This window comes from Oscillospiraceae bacterium, from assembly GCA_025757685.1.
Classification (GTDB): Bacteria; Bacillota; Clostridia; order Oscillospirales; family Acutalibacteraceae; genus CAG-217.
Genome location: CP107220.1, coordinates 1,654,302 through 1,670,169 on the forward strand (window position 1 = coordinate 1,654,302; position 15,868 = coordinate 1,670,169).

The window sequence follows — 15,868 nt, forward strand, 5'->3', positions numbered from 1 at the left end:
ATCTTTCACACTTACGGGTTTTCTTTGCCCACATTTTGCAGCGCACGCTCCAACAGGCCGGCCAAAGTCAGGACCTGTTCCTCACTCATACCGGCGGTGAGCACCTGCTCCATGGCGTTCATTTTTTGGTGAATCTTTTTCGGCGCGTCCTCTGCCACCGGAGTGGGATACAGCCGCACAATCCGGGCGTCCTTTTCGTCCACCCGCTTTTCAATAAACCCGGCCTTTTCCATGCGCTTGACAGACACGGAGGCGGTAGCGCTGGCCACCCCCAGGGCACGGCTCAGCTGGCCCAGGGTCATACCCGGTTGCCGAATCAGCAGCAGCAATATATCCTGCTGGCCGGAAAACAGGCCCTGCTCCGCTACGGCGGCATTAAAATTCTTGCGCAAATATTTAGAGAGTTCCATCACCCGAGGACCGATCTCATCCGGTCGCAACGGACGGCGATGACAGGGTTTCAGCTCCATGCAGGCACTTCCTTTTTATTCATTTAGTCGCCTATCGTTAGGCGGCTTATGATGTATTTTAGCACACTTGCACAAAAAGTCAAGCATATTATTGTAAATTCTGCCGAAGTGTGGTAGAATAGGCAACCGTTAGAGGAGCGGTTGTATGGATTTATATGATTATAATACAATAAAGAGAATATTAACCCGTCACGGCTTCACTTTTTCCAAAGCGCTGGGGCAGAACTTTTTGATCGACCCCTCCGTGTGTCCCCGTATGGCAGCAGCTCTGGAAGCGGACGACCGTACCGGCGTGCTGGAAATCGGGCCGGGCATCGGCGTGCTCACCAAAGAGCTGTCTGCCGTGTGCGGTCGAGTAGCCGCCGTGGAGCTGGACCGCCGCCTGCCGGATGTGCTGGCCGAGACCCTGGCAGACTGCCCCAATGTGCAGGTGGTGCCCGGCGATGTGCTGCAAATGGACTTGCAGTCGCTGTTTGCCGACCGGTTCGCCGGCTGTGACCGCTTGCAGGTGTGCGCCAACCTGCCCTACTACATTACCACCCCGGTGCTGATGCGCCTGCTGGAAAGCGATCTGCCTATTGAACGGCTGGTGGTGATGGTGCAACTGGAGGCGGCCAAGCGCCTATGCGCTCCCCTGGGCACCCGGGACTGCGGTGCCGTATCCGCAGCGGTGGAATACTATACGCAGGCGGAGATCTTGTTTGAAGTGGGGCGAGAGAGCTTTTACCCCAGCCCCAATGTAGACTCTGCGGTGATTGCCTTGACCCGGCGGCAGCAGCCCCCGGTGCAGGTGACGGACGAGGGCTACTTTTTCCGTGTGGTCAAGGGCGCCTTTTTGCAGCGGCGCAAGACCCTGGCCAACAGTTTGAACGCCGCCCTGGGCGTGCCCAAGGCAGAACTGACGGCGCTGTTCCAATCTTTAGGACTGAGCGCCACCGCGCGGGCCGAACAGCTGACCATGTCTCAAATGGCAGCCCTGGCTAACGCGCTCTACGAGAAGAAGGCATAAAAGATCAATGAAAGACAATACCCAAGTTTTTGAAAGTTACAGCGTACCCCGGGCCGTGCGCACTTTGGCGCTGCCCAGCATGATGGGCATGCTGGTGAATATCGTTTATAACCTGGCAGACACATTCTTTGTGGGTCAGACCGGCAACGCCAATATGGTGGCCGCCGTATCGGTGACCATGCCGCTGTTTTTGCTGTTTATCGCCTGTGGCAACCTATTCGGTGTAGGCGGCTGCGCCTTTGTCAGCCGCTCTCTGGGCGAGGGAAAGACAGAGAGGGTCAAGACCATCAGCAGCTTTTGCGTTTACAGTGCCATTGGCGTTGGGTTGGTGATGACCGTGCTGTTTTTGGTGTTCCGCAAGCCGGTACTGTACGCAGTGGGCGCGTCGGACGCCACCTTTACCTACGCCGCCGATTATCTGAAGTATGTGGCCATCGGCTCTCCCTTTATTGTGTCCTCTGTGATGCTGGGCAACCTGGTGCGGGGCGAGGGCGCCGCGAGGGTATCTATGATCGGCAGCATTATCGGTCAGGTGGTCAATATTGTGCTGGACCCGATCTTTATTTTGAACAAGGGCGACAAGCTCTTTGGTCTGGCCATGCCCTTTGGCACCGGTCAGGGCGTAGCCGGCGCTGCCATTGCCACCGTCATCGGCAATGTGGTCAGCGTGGTATTCTTCTTGATTTACTTTTTGCGGGGCAAGTCCATTTTATCCATCAGCCCCGGCCGCTATCGGGTGCGGGGCGGCATTGCCCGCGGGGTCATTACCGTTGGACTGCCTGCCGCCATTAACAGTTTGCTGATGAGCATTTCCAACATGCTCATCAATGTCTTCTTGCAGGCGTACGGCGACAACGCGGTAGCAGCCATGGGCATTACCATGAAGGCCAATATGCTGGTGGTGATGCTGCAGCTGGGACTGGCGCAGGGCGTGCAGCCGCTGGTGGGCTACTGCTACGGGGCAAACAAACTGGACCGTATGCGCCACAGCATTCGCTTTTCCTGCGTTTGCAACATTGTGCTGGGCACAGTAATCACCGTGATATACTTTATCTTTACCCGCCAGGTGGTCAGCGTGTTTATCGACGATCCGGCCGTAATCGACTATGGGGTCAAAATGCTGCGTGCCTTGATGATCTCCGGCCCGGTGATCGGCTGTATGTTCGTGCTGAACTTCTCATTCCAGGGCATGGGCAAGGGCACCCAAAGTATGATCTTGTCCCTCAGCCGACAGGGATTGATTTATTTCCCGCTGTTGATTATAATGAATAAGACGGTTGGTCTGGATGGCATTATCTGGTCCCAGGCCGTGGCCGACCTGGTGTGCACCGCCATGAGCGTGGTGATGTTCCTGCTGGTGGTGCGCAAACTGCGCCGGCAGCATAGCCAAAAGACGGAAGCATAAGAAAGGGTAAGGAAAAATGGAGCTGTCCCATTGGAATAAAAAAGAACAAGCACCGCTGGTGGAGTTCTTAGGGGCGTCGCTGCTGTCGCACCCGCTGATGATGTATTATTGTCCGGATCGGGACAAGCGGGAAAAATTCATCACCCGCTATATGGAGCACAACCTGCCCCGCTGGATTCAAACCGGCACCGTGCTGGTCAGCGATCCGGCCCACGCAGTAGGCGTGCTGCTGCCCAAGAACGCACCGGAGTACCGCTCTCCGTCCATGGGCACCCTGTCCATGCTCTCCGGCGACCGTTTCCGGCGGATCCAATCTCACCGGAATGTAACCCGCAATATCGTGGGCGTGATGATCCCCAGGGAAAAGCCGGTGCAGGTGCTCACGCTCTTTGGCAACGCCGCCGCCCAAAAGCAGGAACTTTTGCAGCTGGTGTCCGAGGCACAGGACCTGGCGGACGAAAAACAGTTTGTCCTGGTGTACGACACCTTCTCCCGCCGCTTGGTAGACGCGCTGGAGAACCAGGGCTTCTCCACCGGCTACCAGCGTAATTTCCTGGATACCCACTTCATCCAAACCCTAATGACCTATAATATATAATGCATGGCAAAAAGCAGCCCCCGGGCTGCTTTTTTATATTTAACTACAAACAACGGCAGAAAGGCAGGGGGTAATCCCTGCCTTATTTTTGTATTATTGCTTTTTAAAGTGGCAATTTTTGTTTTTACGCGTTTCGGGTAAAATGTAAAAAAACACCCGGAGGTAAATACAATGGAAGGACGAATTTTAACGGCAGATATTATTGATGATTTTAGAAAGAATTTAGAGCTGCAAGAGAAAAGTACGGCAACGATTGAAAAATATATTCGTGATGTGAAAGCGTTTTCGGTTTATGCACAAAACGAGGTCATTACAAAAGAAACCGTGATTGCCTACAAAAATCATTTGCAGGAAAACTATGCTGTACGCAGTGTGAACTCAATGCTTGCAAGTATCAACAGTCTATTTGCATTTTTGAATTGGTTTGATTTGAGAGTGAAATCACTAAAACTTCAACAGCAAGTATTTTGCTCGGAAGAAAAAGAACTGACGAGAGCAGAATATAAGCGCTTGTGCCAAGCGGCAAAACAAAAGAAAAACGAACGATTGAATTTAATTATTCAAACGATTTGCGCAACAGGCATTCGTGTCAGTGAGTTACAATACATCACGGTTGAGGCGGTAAAATGTGGCGAGGCAATCGTAAACTGCAAGGCAAAAACACGCTCGGTTTTTATCGTGAAAGAACTAAAACAAAAATTGCTCCGCTATGCAGCAGAGCAAGGAATAAAAAGCGGTATGATTTTTGTAACGAAAAACGGTAAACCCATAAACCGCACGAACATTTGGCGAGAGATGAAAGCCTTGTGCAAAGATGCAAATGTAAATCCGCAAAAGGTGTTTCCGCATAATCTTCGCCACCTGTTTGCACGCACATTTTATGGGATTGAAAAAGACATTGCGAAACTTGCGGATATTCTCGGTCACAGCAGTATCAATACAACTCGAATTTATATCATTTCCACCGGCACGGAACACCGCAAAAGAATGGAAAATATGCACTTGATCATATAGAAAAAGCCACCGGATTCGGCGACTTGCTACATAATCTGCATTATGTTGTTTTAAATTTCTTTTTAGCACAGAAAACACAACTGTACACATAAAATATAGCATAATATTGACGAATTGTAAAGTATTGTTAAATAAAATAGACATGACAACAAAGCCCTTTCGCTCATACCTTTTTTAACAATAAGGAGAAGGCTTAATTTGTTGCGATTTCTTGACTTTTTTCGCTTTGAAGGAGTCGTTTGAGCAGACAGATTACAACATAATGCAGATTATGTTGTACATTGCTTGGAGGAATGTGTATGAAAGATTTTGAAGAATTTCTAAAGAAAGCAATCGAAAAGAAAAATCAACTCAACTCGGTTAATTGTATTCCCATTGATAAAGATGGGCGAATGATTATTGATAAGTTGAAAAATGAAGGACTTATCAATAATGTGCGATATATGAGTATGTATGCTGTCGGTTTCGACTTGACTTACGATGGACTACATTATTTTGATGTATAAGTCACATATTACTACACTTTAAAAAATAGGAATACTTTAACTTTGTTGTTACATTGGAAAGGAGAATGAAAAATGATTCAAATGGATGAAGCTGACAAATTGGAAAGAAATTGGTGCGGTGAAAAGTGCGACCATAACTGGGAAAAGGAATTATTTCTTGGCACTAAAGCCGGCGATTATCGTTGCAAAATTTTCGGTACAACTTGCTCTGAAGTGGATATGCACCATAATAAAGAAAAATAGTGTATTTGTCCACAAGAAGAATCAAGGAGAATATTGTGTATTGTAAAAACACAATAAAAATCTGATTATCCGCTAAAACACAGTATCTATCAGCATTTTCAAGGGAACAAATACATCAATTTACTACTTATTTACTACCATTGAATGAGCCTTGATACGCAAGTTTTCCTAGATATGCAAAGATATGGTACAGCACATCAGTATTAAAATAAGAAAAAATTGAATAACTCATAGACTATGGAACGCCTAACATGACGTTCCTTTTCTATTTCCAGCCGTTCTTATTGGACGGCTATTTTATTACCCAAAATGAAAGGAGCATTAGATTTATGAAAAAGATGTTAAAACGATTGTGTACGGGCTTCTTAGCTCTTGCAACTGTCGTTACTGCTTTACCGACTACACCCGTCCATGCAGAAAGTAAGCAATACTGGACGGAAAGTGCAGAGCGTGTCGGTATCATTGAAAAAGTAATGAATGACGGTTCTATCGGTTCGACATTCAATGAGGGCTATATGAAAGTCGAGGGCGAAACTGCCTATTGTATCGACATTAACACAAACTTTAAGAACGGTTACAAGACCAGAGCTGACGCAAGCTCACGCATGAGTGCTGACCAGATTTCAGATGTGGCGTTATCCTTAGAGTATGTCAAACAGTATGGCGAAGCTCACAAGGAACTGAACTACAAACAAGTCTATCTGTTGGAACAATGTGTAGTCTGGCAGAGATTGAGCGTACATTTTGGCTGGCAATGTGATAACGTGCGAGCTTCTTATGATGAAATTCCAAAGGCAACACAGGACGAAGTTTTCTCTGGTGCAAAAGCCTTTATCAAAGAAAATAAAGGACGCTATGAATGTGGCGGTTATATCTACTCTGGCGAGGGGCAGGAATTAGGACAATTCTGGGCGAAGCTGAATGTCGGAAATGCGAAACTGCAAAAGACTTCCAGTAATACCAGCATTACCGACGGTAACGGGAATTACTCTATTGCAGGTGCAACCTATGGTGTCTTTTCTGATAAGGACTGTACGAAACAGCTTGCCACCCTTACGACTGATGAAAACGGAAATACAGATGTTGTAGAGGTAAAGGCTGGCACAGTTTATATCAAGGAGTTATCCGCACCAGCAGGATATAAAGTAGATAAAACCATATATTCCTTAAAGGTTGAAGTTGGAAAGACAGCAATTTTGAAAGTATCAGATACGCCAAAAGTAACGGACACTTTGATTGAGCTTTTCAAGATTGATATGGAAACACAGAAAGACAATCCGCAAGGGAACGCTTCTTTAGCAGGTGCGGAATTTACATGGAAGTATTATGCAGGCTTCTATAATAAAGACAATCTCCCTGCCGAAGCTACTCGTACATGGGTTACAAAGACAATCGCTGAAACAGACAGCGACGGGACAACTCACTACATCGCAAAATTAGCGGACGCATACAAGGTATCTGGCGATAGCTTCTATATGCAGGACGGCAAGGCGGTTCTTCCACTTGGAACGCTAACCGTTGAGGAAACGAAAGCTCCAAACGGCTACTTGTTAGACGGTGCATATATGCAGGCTGGCGATAAGTCCGAACAGATAAAAGGCTTATATGTAACACAGATTACCGAGGACGGCGACTTTGCCGTACTTACTGGAAGTAACCAGTTTTCTGTATCAGACAAGGTTATCCGTGGTGGTGTGAAAATTCAGAAACGAGATTTAGAAACGGGCGATACAAAGCCACAAGGAAGTGCTACCTTGAAAGATACTGCTTTTGACATCATTTCCTTAAATGATAATGCGGTATTGGTTGAGGGCAAATTATACAAGAAAAATGAAGTGGTAAAAACAATCCATACCGATATTGAGGGTGTCGCTTCTACTTCTTCTGACCTTTTACCTTATGGAAAATTCCGTATCGTTGAAAGTGAAGCTCCCGACGGTTACTTAACTGACGGTGCAAAGCCGATTGATTTTACAATCACAGAAAATGGAAAAATCGTGGACTTAACCGACGAAGCTCATTCTATCTATAATCAGATTAAGCGTGGAGATATTGAGGGTGTAAAAATCGGTGCAGGTACACACAAGCGTCTTGCTAATGTTCCCTTTAGGATCACAAGCAAGATGACGGGCGAAAATCATGTCGTGGTAACTGATGATAACGGGCAATTCTCCACTTCTGCTGAATGGGCTTCTCATAAGCACAATACAAACGCAGGAAAGACCAGTGAGGACGGTGTGTGGTTTGGAACTTCTGAACCAGATGACAGCAAAGGTGCGTTACCTTATGATACCTATATCATTGAAGAATTACGCTCTGATAGTAACAAAGGTTTTGAACTTATCCCACCTTTTGAAATCGTGGTATCAAGAAATAACCTTGTGATTGATTTAGGAACGCTGACTGATGAATACGAAAAAGAAATCTCTATCCATACCACAGCGACCAGCAAAGACGGCGAAAAGACTATCCTTGCAGGAAAAGAGATTACGATTGTTGATACTGTCAAATTAGACGGACTTACAAAAGGCACAAAGTATCAGTTAAAAGGCTGGCAGATGTTAAAAGAAGAAAATGTAGAACTTCTTATCAATGGAAAACGTGTGGAAAATGATTATACCTTTGTCGCTGATGATGAAGAAATGAAAGTGGAAATTTCCTATACATTTAATGCGTCTGCTTTAGGTGGCAAAAACCTTGTTACCTTTGAAGAATTGTATGATTTAAGCAATCCAGACGAACCCGTAAAAGTTGCGGAACATAAAGACATTGAGGACGACGGACAGACGGTACTTATCACAGAGCGTATCGTCAAAATTCATACGACTGCTACGGATAAGGACGGCAACAAAGAGCTTGAAGCTGGAAAAGACGTTACAATCATTGATACCGTAATCTTAGAGGGCTTAGAAGTCGGTACACAGTACAAACTTGTGGGCTGGCAGATGTTGAAAGAAGAAAATGCAGAGCTTCTTATCAATGGAAAACGTGTGAAAAGTGATTACACTTTTACTGCTGACAGCGAAACTATGAAAGTGGAAGTTGCCTTTACCTTTGACGCTACTTCTCTTGACGGCAAACAGCTTGTAACTTTTGAAGAATTGTACGATTTAAGCAATCCAGACGAGCCGAAGAAAGTTACCGAGCATAAGGATATTGAGGATAAGGGACAGACGATTACCTTTAAGGAAAAAACCAAAGTCCCAGAAGAACCAAAGAAACCCGAAACACCACAGACACCAGATACACCGCATAAAACAGACAGTCCAAAAACTGGCGATAGCACAAACCTTTACGGACTGCTTGCACTTCTTTTGACTTCTGGTGCTGGACTGGCAGGTATCTTCTTCTGCAAACGCCGTAAAATGAAGAAATCATAAGGCGGTAACGGTATGAGAAAAGAAAAATCACGTTCTCCGCCGATACCGTGTCGGCAGACTTCCGCTTATTCTGGATTGTCTGCTACTTACCTGCAAGAACACGGATAGTCAAGGGTGCGTAAGCATTGATTTTACCCTTTACTATCTGGGGGATTGCTGGTACTTCCCAAACCGCCAGAATAAGAAATCACAATCAAAAAACTTATCAAAAATAGAAAGAAATGAGGTAAAACACTATGGAAATGAAATATGTCGTGCCAGATATGGCACAGTCTTTTGGAACTCTTGAATTTGCAGGCGAAAGTGAGCCAGTCTTTGAAAGAGATAAAAATAACCGCAGGGTCTTAGCCAGACGAAGCTATAACCTTTATTCTGACGTACAAAAAGGCGAAAATGTTGTGGTAGAAATTCCCGTGCAGGCTGGCGAAAAGCATTTCAAGTATGAACAGAAAGTAAAACTTGTCAATCCGAAGTTATATGGCAGAGGTTACGCAATCGGGGATATGGGACATACCGATTATGTGTTGCTTGCTGATGATATTGTAGCAGTTGAAGAAAAGTAAAGGAGTGAAGAATTTATGAGATTATCAAACGGGTTTGTTATTGACAAAGAGAAAACATTTGGAGAATTAAAATTTACAGCGGTGCGAGATGTGTTCTTGCAGAATGAGGACGGGACACCGAGTACCCAGCTTAAAAAGCGTATCTATGATTTGAAGTGCAGTCTGCATGGTGGAATTATCCCCGTGTCCGTACCGCCAGAAGTACCGTTAAGGGAATTTCCGTACAATGCGGTTGTGGAGCTTGTCAATCCAGTAGCCGATACGGTATCAAGAAAAACCTATACGGGTGCAGATGTGGACTGGTATGTAAAGGCAGAGGATATTGTATTGAAGAATAAAAGCAACCAGAACGCAGGCAATACACAGAACCATACACCGCAGGGACAACCGAAAAAATAGACTTGCTGAATAGATTTTCGTTGTAGAGGATATACGGAACTGTTATAATATGGGTATGAAGAAAGCGACAAATTAAAATTTTTAGGGAGTGAGAATAGTATATGGACAGTTGGTTTACCGTCGAACAAATAGACCAAGATACATTCGTCATCAGCGAATACAAACACTGGGAAGAAACACATTGTTATCTATTGTGTGGGACAAAAAGAGCCATTCTGATTGATACAGGTTTAGGTGTTTCCAACATCAGAGAGGTTATTGATGGATTGACGAAACTGCCCGTTACAGTAATCACTACTCATGTTCATTGGGATCATATCGGTGGACATAAATATTTTCGGTCTATTGCAGTTCATGAAGCAGAAAAAGAATGGCTATCGGTCAAATTCCCTATACCTTTGCAAGTGGTAAAAAACAATATTATGTGCAATCCATGTGATTTCCCCTCGGATTTTAAGGTAGAGAAATATCAGATTTTTCAAGGGGTTCCGCAAATGATTTTACATGATGAAGATTGTATTGACTTAGGGAACAGAAAGTTGGTAGTTATTCACACGCCCGGTCATTCTCCCGGACATTGTTGTTTCTATGAAGCGGATAGAAAATATCTGTATTCCGGCGATTTGATATATAGCGGTTGCCTTGATGCTTTTTATCCATCAACAAACCCACAAGAATTTTGGAAGTCTGTTAGAAAAATTCAATCTTTAAAGATAAGTCGAATTTTGCCAGGACATCATCATTTATCTATTCCAGTTACTATAATTGACAAGATAGAGACAGCTTTTCACAACTTGTCAAATGAAGGGAAATTAAAACAAGGGAATGGTATATTCAGCTATGAGGGGTTTCAAATCCATATCTGAAATGCAATCTTAGTTTTACAATTTTATATCCCTACACACAAAGCAGTTAGTCTTAGGATTGACTGCTTTTTTCATACCCAGAAAGGAGTGATTGATTTATGCGTATGATTTGGAACAAAGGACACCGTATCAGAGCCAGCGACAAGCACCTTGTTTATCATTTTTCCATAGAGACGCTTCTGTTTGTGTTCGTGGCAGTTCTCCTGCTACTGAATAGCAAACAGCTCATGCGTACCGACTGGGAACATTTCAGCTTATTAGACAATGGCTTTACGCTTTCCCTTTACAACTTCATAACCATACTGATAGCGACTGGTGTTTGTGCATTGGTCGCTTTTCTGTATTACCGCTTCTGTTACGACAGTTTCAAGAAGCTACTGCACCGTCAAAAGCTGGCAAGAATGATACTGGAAAATAAGTGGTATGAAGCCGATACCGTACAAGACAGCGGTTTTTTTACTGACCTGCAAAGCAGATCAAGGGAAAAAATCGTCTGGTTTCCAAAGATTTATTATCAAATGGAAAAAGGACTTCTTCATATCCGCTGTGAAATTACGCTGGGAAAATATCAAGACCAGCTTTTACGGTTGGAGGATAAGTTGGAAAGTGGCTTGTATTGTGAGCTGACCGACAAGACCCTGCATGACGGCTATATCGAATATACCCTGCTTTATGATATGATAGCGAACCGCATTACCATTGATGAAGTACGGGCAGAAAACGGTTGTCTTAGATTGATGAAAAATCTTGTCTGGGAATATGACGCACTCCCTCACGCTCTGATTGCTGGTGGGACTGGTGGTGGTAAAACTTATTTTCTGCTGACGCTCATTGAAGCCTTACTGCATACAAACGCTGTCCTTTATATCTTAGACCCGAAGAACGCTGACCTTGCGGACTTGGGAACAGTTATGGGAAATGTGTATCACACCAAAGAAGAAATGATAGACTGTGTCAATGCCTTTTATGAGGGCATGGTACAGCGAAGTGAGGAAATGAAGCAACACCCGAACTATAAGACGGGCGAAAACTATGCCTATCTGGGACTGCCACCCTGCTTTCTTATCTTTGATGAATATGTAGCATTTTTTGAAATGCTGGGGACGAAAGAAAGTGTGAGCTTACTTAGCCAGTTAAAGAAAATCGTTATGTTAGGACGACAAGCAGGTTATTTCCTTATCGTTGCCTGCCAGCGTCCAGACGCAAAGTATTTCTCGGACGGTATCAGAGATAACTTCAATTTCCGTGTGGGCTTGGGGCGTATCAGCGAATTAGGTTACGGTATGCTGTTCGGTTCAGATGTGAAAAAGCAATTTTTTCAGAAGCGTATCAAGGGACGTGGCTATTGTGATGTGGGAACAAGCGTTATAAGTGAGTTTTACACGCCTTTAGTTCCAAAAGGACATGATTTTTTGCAGACTATCGGCTTTCTTTCACAAGCAAGGCAGGACGGGACGGCGACGTGCGAAGCGAAAGGCGACGGCACGGACTAGCCGTTGCTGGTGTGGCGTAAGCCACGCCAGCAGGTAAAACCCCTCGGTATCTAACAGAGGGGTACGTTTGCAAATAGACAATAGACGAAAAACACAGGAAACATAAGGCTTATCGCATGGTTTCCTAGCAAAAATCGGCTGTGAAGTCGCCTTAAAAAACTTCACACTTGACAGATTGGGGGTATGGTTCTGAATGAAGAACAATGGATAAAAGAATTACGGGAAAAACGGATTGCTTACGGTATCTCACAAGGCAGGCTGGCGGTGGCGTCTGGTATCACAAGAGAATATCTCAACAAGATAGAAAGCGGAAAAATGAAGCCGTCAAAGGAACTTCTGAATACTCTGCATAAAGAACTGGCAAAGTTCAATCCAGAAGCACCGCTTACCATGCTGTTTGATTATGTGAAAATTCGTTTTCCCACGCTGGATATACAGCACATCATCAAAGATATATTAAAACTGAATATCAACTATATGCTCCATGAAAATTACGGGCGTTACAGTTATACGGAGCATTACTCTTTAGGGGACATCTTTATCTATACGTCGGCTGACGAAGAAAAAGGTGTCCTTTTAGAGTTAAAGGGGCGTGGTTGCAGGCAGTTTGAAAGTTACCTGCTGGCACAGCAAAGAAGCTGGTATGACTTTCTTATGGACGCACTTATAGACGGTGGCGTGATGAAGCGTATCGACCTTGCTATCAACGACCATACGGGCATTTTGGATATTCCAGAGCTTGCGGAAAAATGCAGGAAACGGGAATATATCGGAAAGTCCAGAAGCTATAAGTTTTACCAGTCGGGCGAGCTTATCAAGCACAGAGAGGACGACAGAGAATATATGGGGCGTACCCTTTATCTTGGGTCGCTGAAATCAGATGTGTATTTCTGTATCTATGAAAAGGACTATGAGCAGTACGTCAAGTTAGGGACACCTCTGGAAGAAGCCGACATTATCAACCGTTTTGAAATACGGCTTCGCAATGAACGAGCCTATTATGCGGTACGAGATTTACTGACCTATTATGACGCAGAACAGACCGCTTTTTCTATCATCAATCAGTATGTGCGGTTTGTTGATGAAGAACCCGACAAGCGAAAAAATGACTGGAAGCTCAATGACCGCTGGGCTTGGTTTATCGGCGATAACAGACAGAGCTTGAAGCTGACGACAAAACCAGAGCCTTACACCTTAGACCGCACATTGCGGTGGGTACAACGGCAGGTAGCACCGACCTTAAAAATGCTGAAAAAGATTGATAAGGGAAACGGTACAGACTACATGGAAACAATCGAACAGCAGGCAAAGCTCACAGAAAAGCATGAAATGATAATCAAACAGCAGACGACCCCTGCAAAAGATTTAGTAGAAAGTTAGGAGTGATAAAAAATGTGGGTATTATTAAAAGACTTCCTGCTGGTATCTATGGGAATGGGTATCGGCGTAGTCTTGATGTGTATTTTGAATGTCGGCAAAGAAGCTGACTATGAAATGGAACAATTAAAAGAAAGCGAGGACAATTAAATGAATTTCGGACAAAATTTATATCAATGGTTTTTATCAAACGCACAGAGCTTAGTGCTTATGGCGATTGTGGTTATCGGTATCTACTTAGGGTTCAAGCGTGAGTTTTCAAAGCTCATTGGCTTCTTGGTAGTTGCCTTGATTGCTGTCGGCTTGGTATTCAATGCCGGCGGTGTGAAAGATGTACTGTTAGAGCTGTTCAACAAGATTATCGGTGCATAAAATTTTATTGTAGTGCTAATATGTGAGTGATATAATATGGATATGAAGAAAACGACAAATATGAATTTGAACTTAGGAGGAAAACTATTGTGTCAAATATAAAACTAAGAAATACATATAAGTCTTATACAGCGATATTTGTAATTGGTATATTAGTAGGGTGTATATGTAGACTGTTAGATTATTTTCCCGCAGATACACTATGGAGTTTTTCATCACCTCAAACATTGTTTGGTTTTTGGATTATTACCAATACTATCATCGTTATGTTAAGCACCTCAAATATTTGTGCAGGAATTAGTTCGTTCTTGTATATGTTTGGAATGACATTAAGTTTTTATGCTTTACAAGCAATATTAGGAATGTTTATACCTATGTTTTCCGGCGGATTCCGCTTTGGGCTATTCATATTGTTTACTGTTTGGTCAATCGCTTGTGCAATAGCAGCATTTATTCTGTACTATTGGAATAGGGAACATATTTTTAGTTCAGTATTATATTCTTTACCAGTAGGAGCATTATTTGCTGAAACAATAGCAGTTTTTATTTATTTTTTGGAACATCAAACATTCCTATTTCAGTTGTTAATGGATATTATAGGAGCTGTTGTGTTTACCATAATATTTTTCAAAAAAGTAAACTATAGAAAAATGTATATTGTCGGAATTGTATTAAGTACTTTGGTATTTTATTATATTTTTCCATGGTAGTTTATATTGATAAATCCCAGTTTGACAATTTCATATCCATACACACAAAGCAGTTAGTCTTAGGATTGACTGCTTTTTTCTTACCTAAATTTTAGATTGGAGTGATGAAATGAGCGATATTTTTAAGGATATGCAGACGAAAGTCGGCTGTGATTATATTTCCGACCTGCCCTCTTACAAGCGTAAGGTGTGGCAGGAAATGAAACGACTGAACCCTGCCGATTATGAAGAAAGACAGTTAGAAGATTTTTCTAAATATGTGTTTGGTATGTCGTACCAGACCTTACAAGATGTGATGAAACAACAGAAAGGACGTGAGGAACAATGCAGGAAACAAGGGTGCTGGTGGAAACGAAAGGAACAACTGGCGAAGAAACAACATCATACTGGTTTGACCTGCCGATAGATGTTGCAGAGTTTGAAGAAAAGTTAGGTGTCGGTGCAGAAAGTGGGGATTACCGCATTATCGAAAAGGTACTGCCCTTTGCTGATGAAGTCCACGAACATACAAGCGTGTACCAGCTCAACGAATTAGATTTTATGTACCGCCAGCTTTCAAGCGATATGCAGGAAGAATATGTATCACTTCTTACCGTGTATGAAAATTTAGAAGCACTTTATATTTGCAGGAACGTGATTACGGTTTATCCCGACTGCAAAAGCATGATAGATGTTGCAAGGCAAAAGCTGATGAACGACCCGACATTTAAGCATTTATCCGAGGACTGTCAAGAATATTACTTTGACTTTGAAGCCTACGCTTCTCACTTGCAGGAACACGGGAAATTTTTAGTAACAGAACACGGTATCTTTGAACTGCCAGAGTAGGAAATGAGGTGGTGCTTATGATTGATGATATGGCGGTTTACATTGCTAATCTTGGCAAATACAATGAGGGCTATTTAGTCGGTGCTTGGTTCACGTTCCCCATTGACGAGGAAGATGTGAAAGAAAAAATCGGCTTGAATGAACAGTATGAGGAATACGCTATCCATGATACCGACAACTTCCCCATTGCGATTGGCGAGTATGTTTCCATTGAAGAACTCAATGAGATGTATGAAATGATAGAGGAACTTCCCGACTATATTGTAGAGTGTCTGGACGAATTTATCAGCCACTACGGGACGCTGGAAGAAGTCGTGGAACACAAGGACGATATTTATTATTATCCCGACTGTGAAACTATGACAGACGTTGCCTATTACTACATAGACGAATTGCAGGCACTTGGGGACATTCCACCCAGCTTACAGAATTACATTGACTATGAAGCCTACGGGCGAGATTTGGATATGGGCGGTTGCTTTATTGAAACAAGCCGAGGTATGTGCGAGATACCATATTAACGCTGGAAGATCAGCGACAAGCATTGTTGTTACTGACAGCGTATTTCTCTTTAAGGGACAGTCTGAAAATGGCTGTCCTTTTCTATTTAGAAACTTACGAAAGGAGCTGAAAGA

The 15,868-nt window shown here is 43.6% G+C and carries 19 protein-coding genes; 18 read left to right on the forward strand and 1 reads right to left on the reverse strand.

What is annotated here, in order from left to right; translation table 11 throughout:
• Nucleotides 1-11: 11 nt before the first annotated feature.
• Complete coding sequence (locus tag OGM59_07750) at nt 12-470, reverse strand: MarR family transcriptional regulator (protein ID UYI90594.1); 459 nt, start codon at nt 468-470, stop codon at nt 12-14.
• A 145-nt stretch (nt 471-615) separates the two neighbouring features.
• Here OGM59_07750 and rsmA point away from each other — a divergent pair, with 145 nt between their 5' ends.
• The 18 genes from rsmA (at nt 616) to OGM59_07840 (ending at nt 15,754) form a co-directional block, all read left to right on the forward strand.
• Nucleotides 616-1,479, forward strand: coding sequence for a 16S rRNA (adenine(1518)-N(6)/adenine(1519)-N(6))-dimethyltransferase RsmA (rsmA, locus tag OGM59_07755; GenBank protein ID UYI90595.1), 864 nt, complete (start codon nt 616-618; stop codon nt 1,477-1,479).
• Between the two features lie 7 nt (nt 1,480-1,486).
• Entirely contained in the window at nt 1,487-2,884 is a 1,398-nt protein-coding gene (locus tag OGM59_07760) for an MATE family efflux transporter (protein ID UYI90596.1), read from the forward strand.
• A gap of 16 nt (nt 2,885-2,900) precedes the next feature.
• Nucleotides 2,901-3,482, forward strand: coding sequence for a hypothetical protein (locus tag OGM59_07765; protein ID UYI90597.1), 582 nt, complete (start codon nt 2,901-2,903; stop codon nt 3,480-3,482).
• A gap of 171 nt (nt 3,483-3,653) precedes the next feature.
• Nucleotides 3,654-4,496: a site-specific integrase gene (locus tag OGM59_07770; protein UYI90598.1), complete on the forward strand. Its 843-nt coding sequence runs from the start codon at nt 3,654-3,656 to the stop codon at nt 4,494-4,496.
• Between the two features lie 299 nt (nt 4,497-4,795).
• Nucleotides 4,796-5,002 (forward strand): hypothetical protein, encoded by a 207-nt coding sequence (locus OGM59_07775; GenBank protein UYI90599.1) that lies wholly within the window; start codon nt 4,796-4,798, stop codon nt 5,000-5,002.
• A gap of 72 nt (nt 5,003-5,074) precedes the next feature.
• On the forward strand, nt 5,075-5,245 hold the full coding sequence (locus OGM59_07780; GenBank protein UYI90600.1) for a hypothetical protein: 171 nt from the start codon (nt 5,075-5,077) through the stop codon (nt 5,243-5,245).
• 329 nt (nt 5,246-5,574) lie between these two features.
• Nucleotides 5,575-8,625 carry an SrtB-anchored collagen-binding adhesin gene (locus OGM59_07785; GenBank protein UYI90601.1) on the forward strand — a complete coding sequence of 1,017 codons (3,051 nt, stop codon included), beginning with the start codon at nt 5,575-5,577 and terminating at the stop codon, nt 8,623-8,625.
• A 236-nt stretch (nt 8,626-8,861) separates the two neighbouring features.
• Nucleotides 8,862-9,188, forward strand: coding sequence for a YdcP family protein (locus tag OGM59_07790; protein UYI90602.1), 327 nt, complete (start codon nt 8,862-8,864; stop codon nt 9,186-9,188).
• Between the two features lie 15 nt (nt 9,189-9,203).
• Nucleotides 9,204-9,587 carry a YdcP family protein gene (locus OGM59_07795; protein ID UYI90603.1) on the forward strand — a complete coding sequence of 128 codons (384 nt, stop codon included), beginning with the start codon at nt 9,204-9,206 and terminating at the stop codon, nt 9,585-9,587.
• 101 nt (nt 9,588-9,688) lie between these two features.
• On the forward strand, nt 9,689-10,453 hold the full coding sequence (locus tag OGM59_07800; GenBank protein UYI90604.1) for an MBL fold metallo-hydrolase: 765 nt from the start codon (nt 9,689-9,691) through the stop codon (nt 10,451-10,453).
• 98 nt (nt 10,454-10,551) lie between these two features.
• A complete protein-coding gene (locus OGM59_07805) occupies nt 10,552-11,946 on the forward strand; it encodes an FtsK/SpoIIIE domain-containing protein (GenBank protein ID UYI90605.1) in 1,395 nt (464 codons plus the stop codon).
• Nucleotides 11,947-12,129: 183 nt separating this feature from the next.
• Entirely contained in the window at nt 12,130-13,326 is a 1,197-nt protein-coding gene (locus tag OGM59_07810) for a replication initiation factor domain-containing protein (protein UYI90606.1), read from the forward strand.
• A 12-nt stretch (nt 13,327-13,338) separates the two neighbouring features.
• A complete protein-coding gene (locus tag OGM59_07815; protein UYI90607.1) occupies nt 13,339-13,473 on the forward strand; it encodes a DUF3789 domain-containing protein in 135 nt (44 codons plus the stop codon).
• A complete protein-coding gene (locus OGM59_07820; GenBank protein UYI90608.1) occupies nt 13,474-13,695 on the forward strand; it encodes a hypothetical protein in 222 nt (73 codons plus the stop codon).
• A gap of 89 nt (nt 13,696-13,784) precedes the next feature.
• Nucleotides 13,785-14,405: a hypothetical protein gene (locus OGM59_07825; GenBank protein ID UYI90609.1), complete on the forward strand. Its 621-nt coding sequence runs from the start codon at nt 13,785-13,787 to the stop codon at nt 14,403-14,405.
• A 109-nt stretch (nt 14,406-14,514) separates the two neighbouring features.
• Nucleotides 14,515-14,811, forward strand: coding sequence for a conjugal transfer protein (locus OGM59_07830; GenBank protein ID UYI90610.1), 297 nt, complete (start codon nt 14,515-14,517; stop codon nt 14,809-14,811).
• Nucleotides 14,730-15,233 (forward strand): antirestriction protein ArdA, encoded by a 504-nt coding sequence (locus OGM59_07835; GenBank protein ID UYI90611.1) that lies wholly within the window; start codon nt 14,730-14,732, stop codon nt 15,231-15,233. Before OGM59_07830 ends, OGM59_07835 begins: the two co-directional genes overlap by 82 nt.
• 17 nt (nt 15,234-15,250) lie before the next feature.
• Nucleotides 15,251-15,754, forward strand: a complete 504-nt coding sequence (locus tag OGM59_07840) for an antirestriction protein ArdA (protein ID UYI90612.1) — start codon at nt 15,251-15,253, stop codon at nt 15,752-15,754.
• Nucleotides 15,755-15,868: the final 114 nt, after the last annotated feature.

Bases quoted from the DNA above. Each gene is read 5' to 3' on its own strand.
- OGM59_07790 (UYI90602.1), top strand. From the start codon at position 8,862: ATGGAAATGAAATATGTCGTGCCAGATATGGCACAGTCTTTTGGAACT.
- OGM59_07760 (UYI90596.1), top strand. From the start codon at position 1,487: ATGAAAGACAATACCCAAGTTTTTGAAAGTTACAGCGTACCCCGGGCC.
- OGM59_07765 (UYI90597.1), top strand. From the start codon at position 2,901: ATGGAGCTGTCCCATTGGAATAAAAAAGAACAAGCACCGCTGGTGGAG.
- OGM59_07800 (UYI90604.1), top strand. From the start codon at position 9,689: ATGGACAGTTGGTTTACCGTCGAACAAATAGACCAAGATACATTCGTC.
- OGM59_07835 (UYI90611.1), top strand. From the start codon at position 14,730: ATGCAGGAAACAAGGGTGCTGGTGGAAACGAAAGGAACAACTGGCGAA.
- OGM59_07840 (UYI90612.1), top strand. From the start codon at position 15,251: ATGATTGATGATATGGCGGTTTACATTGCTAATCTTGGCAAATACAAT.
- OGM59_07750 (UYI90594.1), bottom strand. From the start codon at position 470: ATGGAGCTGAAACCCTGTCATCGCCGTCCGTTGCGACCGGATGAGATC.
- OGM59_07785 (UYI90601.1), top strand. From the start codon at position 5,575: ATGAAAAAGATGTTAAAACGATTGTGTACGGGCTTCTTAGCTCTTGCA.
- OGM59_07770 (UYI90598.1), top strand. From the start codon at position 3,654: ATGGAAGGACGAATTTTAACGGCAGATATTATTGATGATTTTAGAAAG.
- OGM59_07795 (UYI90603.1), top strand. From the start codon at position 9,204: ATGAGATTATCAAACGGGTTTGTTATTGACAAAGAGAAAACATTTGGA.
- OGM59_07810 (UYI90606.1), top strand. From the start codon at position 12,130: ATGGTTCTGAATGAAGAACAATGGATAAAAGAATTACGGGAAAAACGG.
- rsmA (UYI90595.1), top strand. From the start codon at position 616: ATGGATTTATATGATTATAATACAATAAAGAGAATATTAACCCGTCAC.
- OGM59_07820 (UYI90608.1), top strand. From the start codon at position 13,474: ATGAATTTCGGACAAAATTTATATCAATGGTTTTTATCAAACGCACAG.
- OGM59_07780 (UYI90600.1), top strand. From the start codon at position 5,075: ATGATTCAAATGGATGAAGCTGACAAATTGGAAAGAAATTGGTGCGGT.
- OGM59_07775 (UYI90599.1), top strand. From the start codon at position 4,796: ATGAAAGATTTTGAAGAATTTCTAAAGAAAGCAATCGAAAAGAAAAAT.
- OGM59_07815 (UYI90607.1), top strand. From the start codon at position 13,339: ATGTGGGTATTATTAAAAGACTTCCTGCTGGTATCTATGGGAATGGGT.
- OGM59_07805 (UYI90605.1), top strand. From the start codon at position 10,552: ATGCGTATGATTTGGAACAAAGGACACCGTATCAGAGCCAGCGACAAG.
- OGM59_07830 (UYI90610.1), top strand. From the start codon at position 14,515: ATGAGCGATATTTTTAAGGATATGCAGACGAAAGTCGGCTGTGATTAT.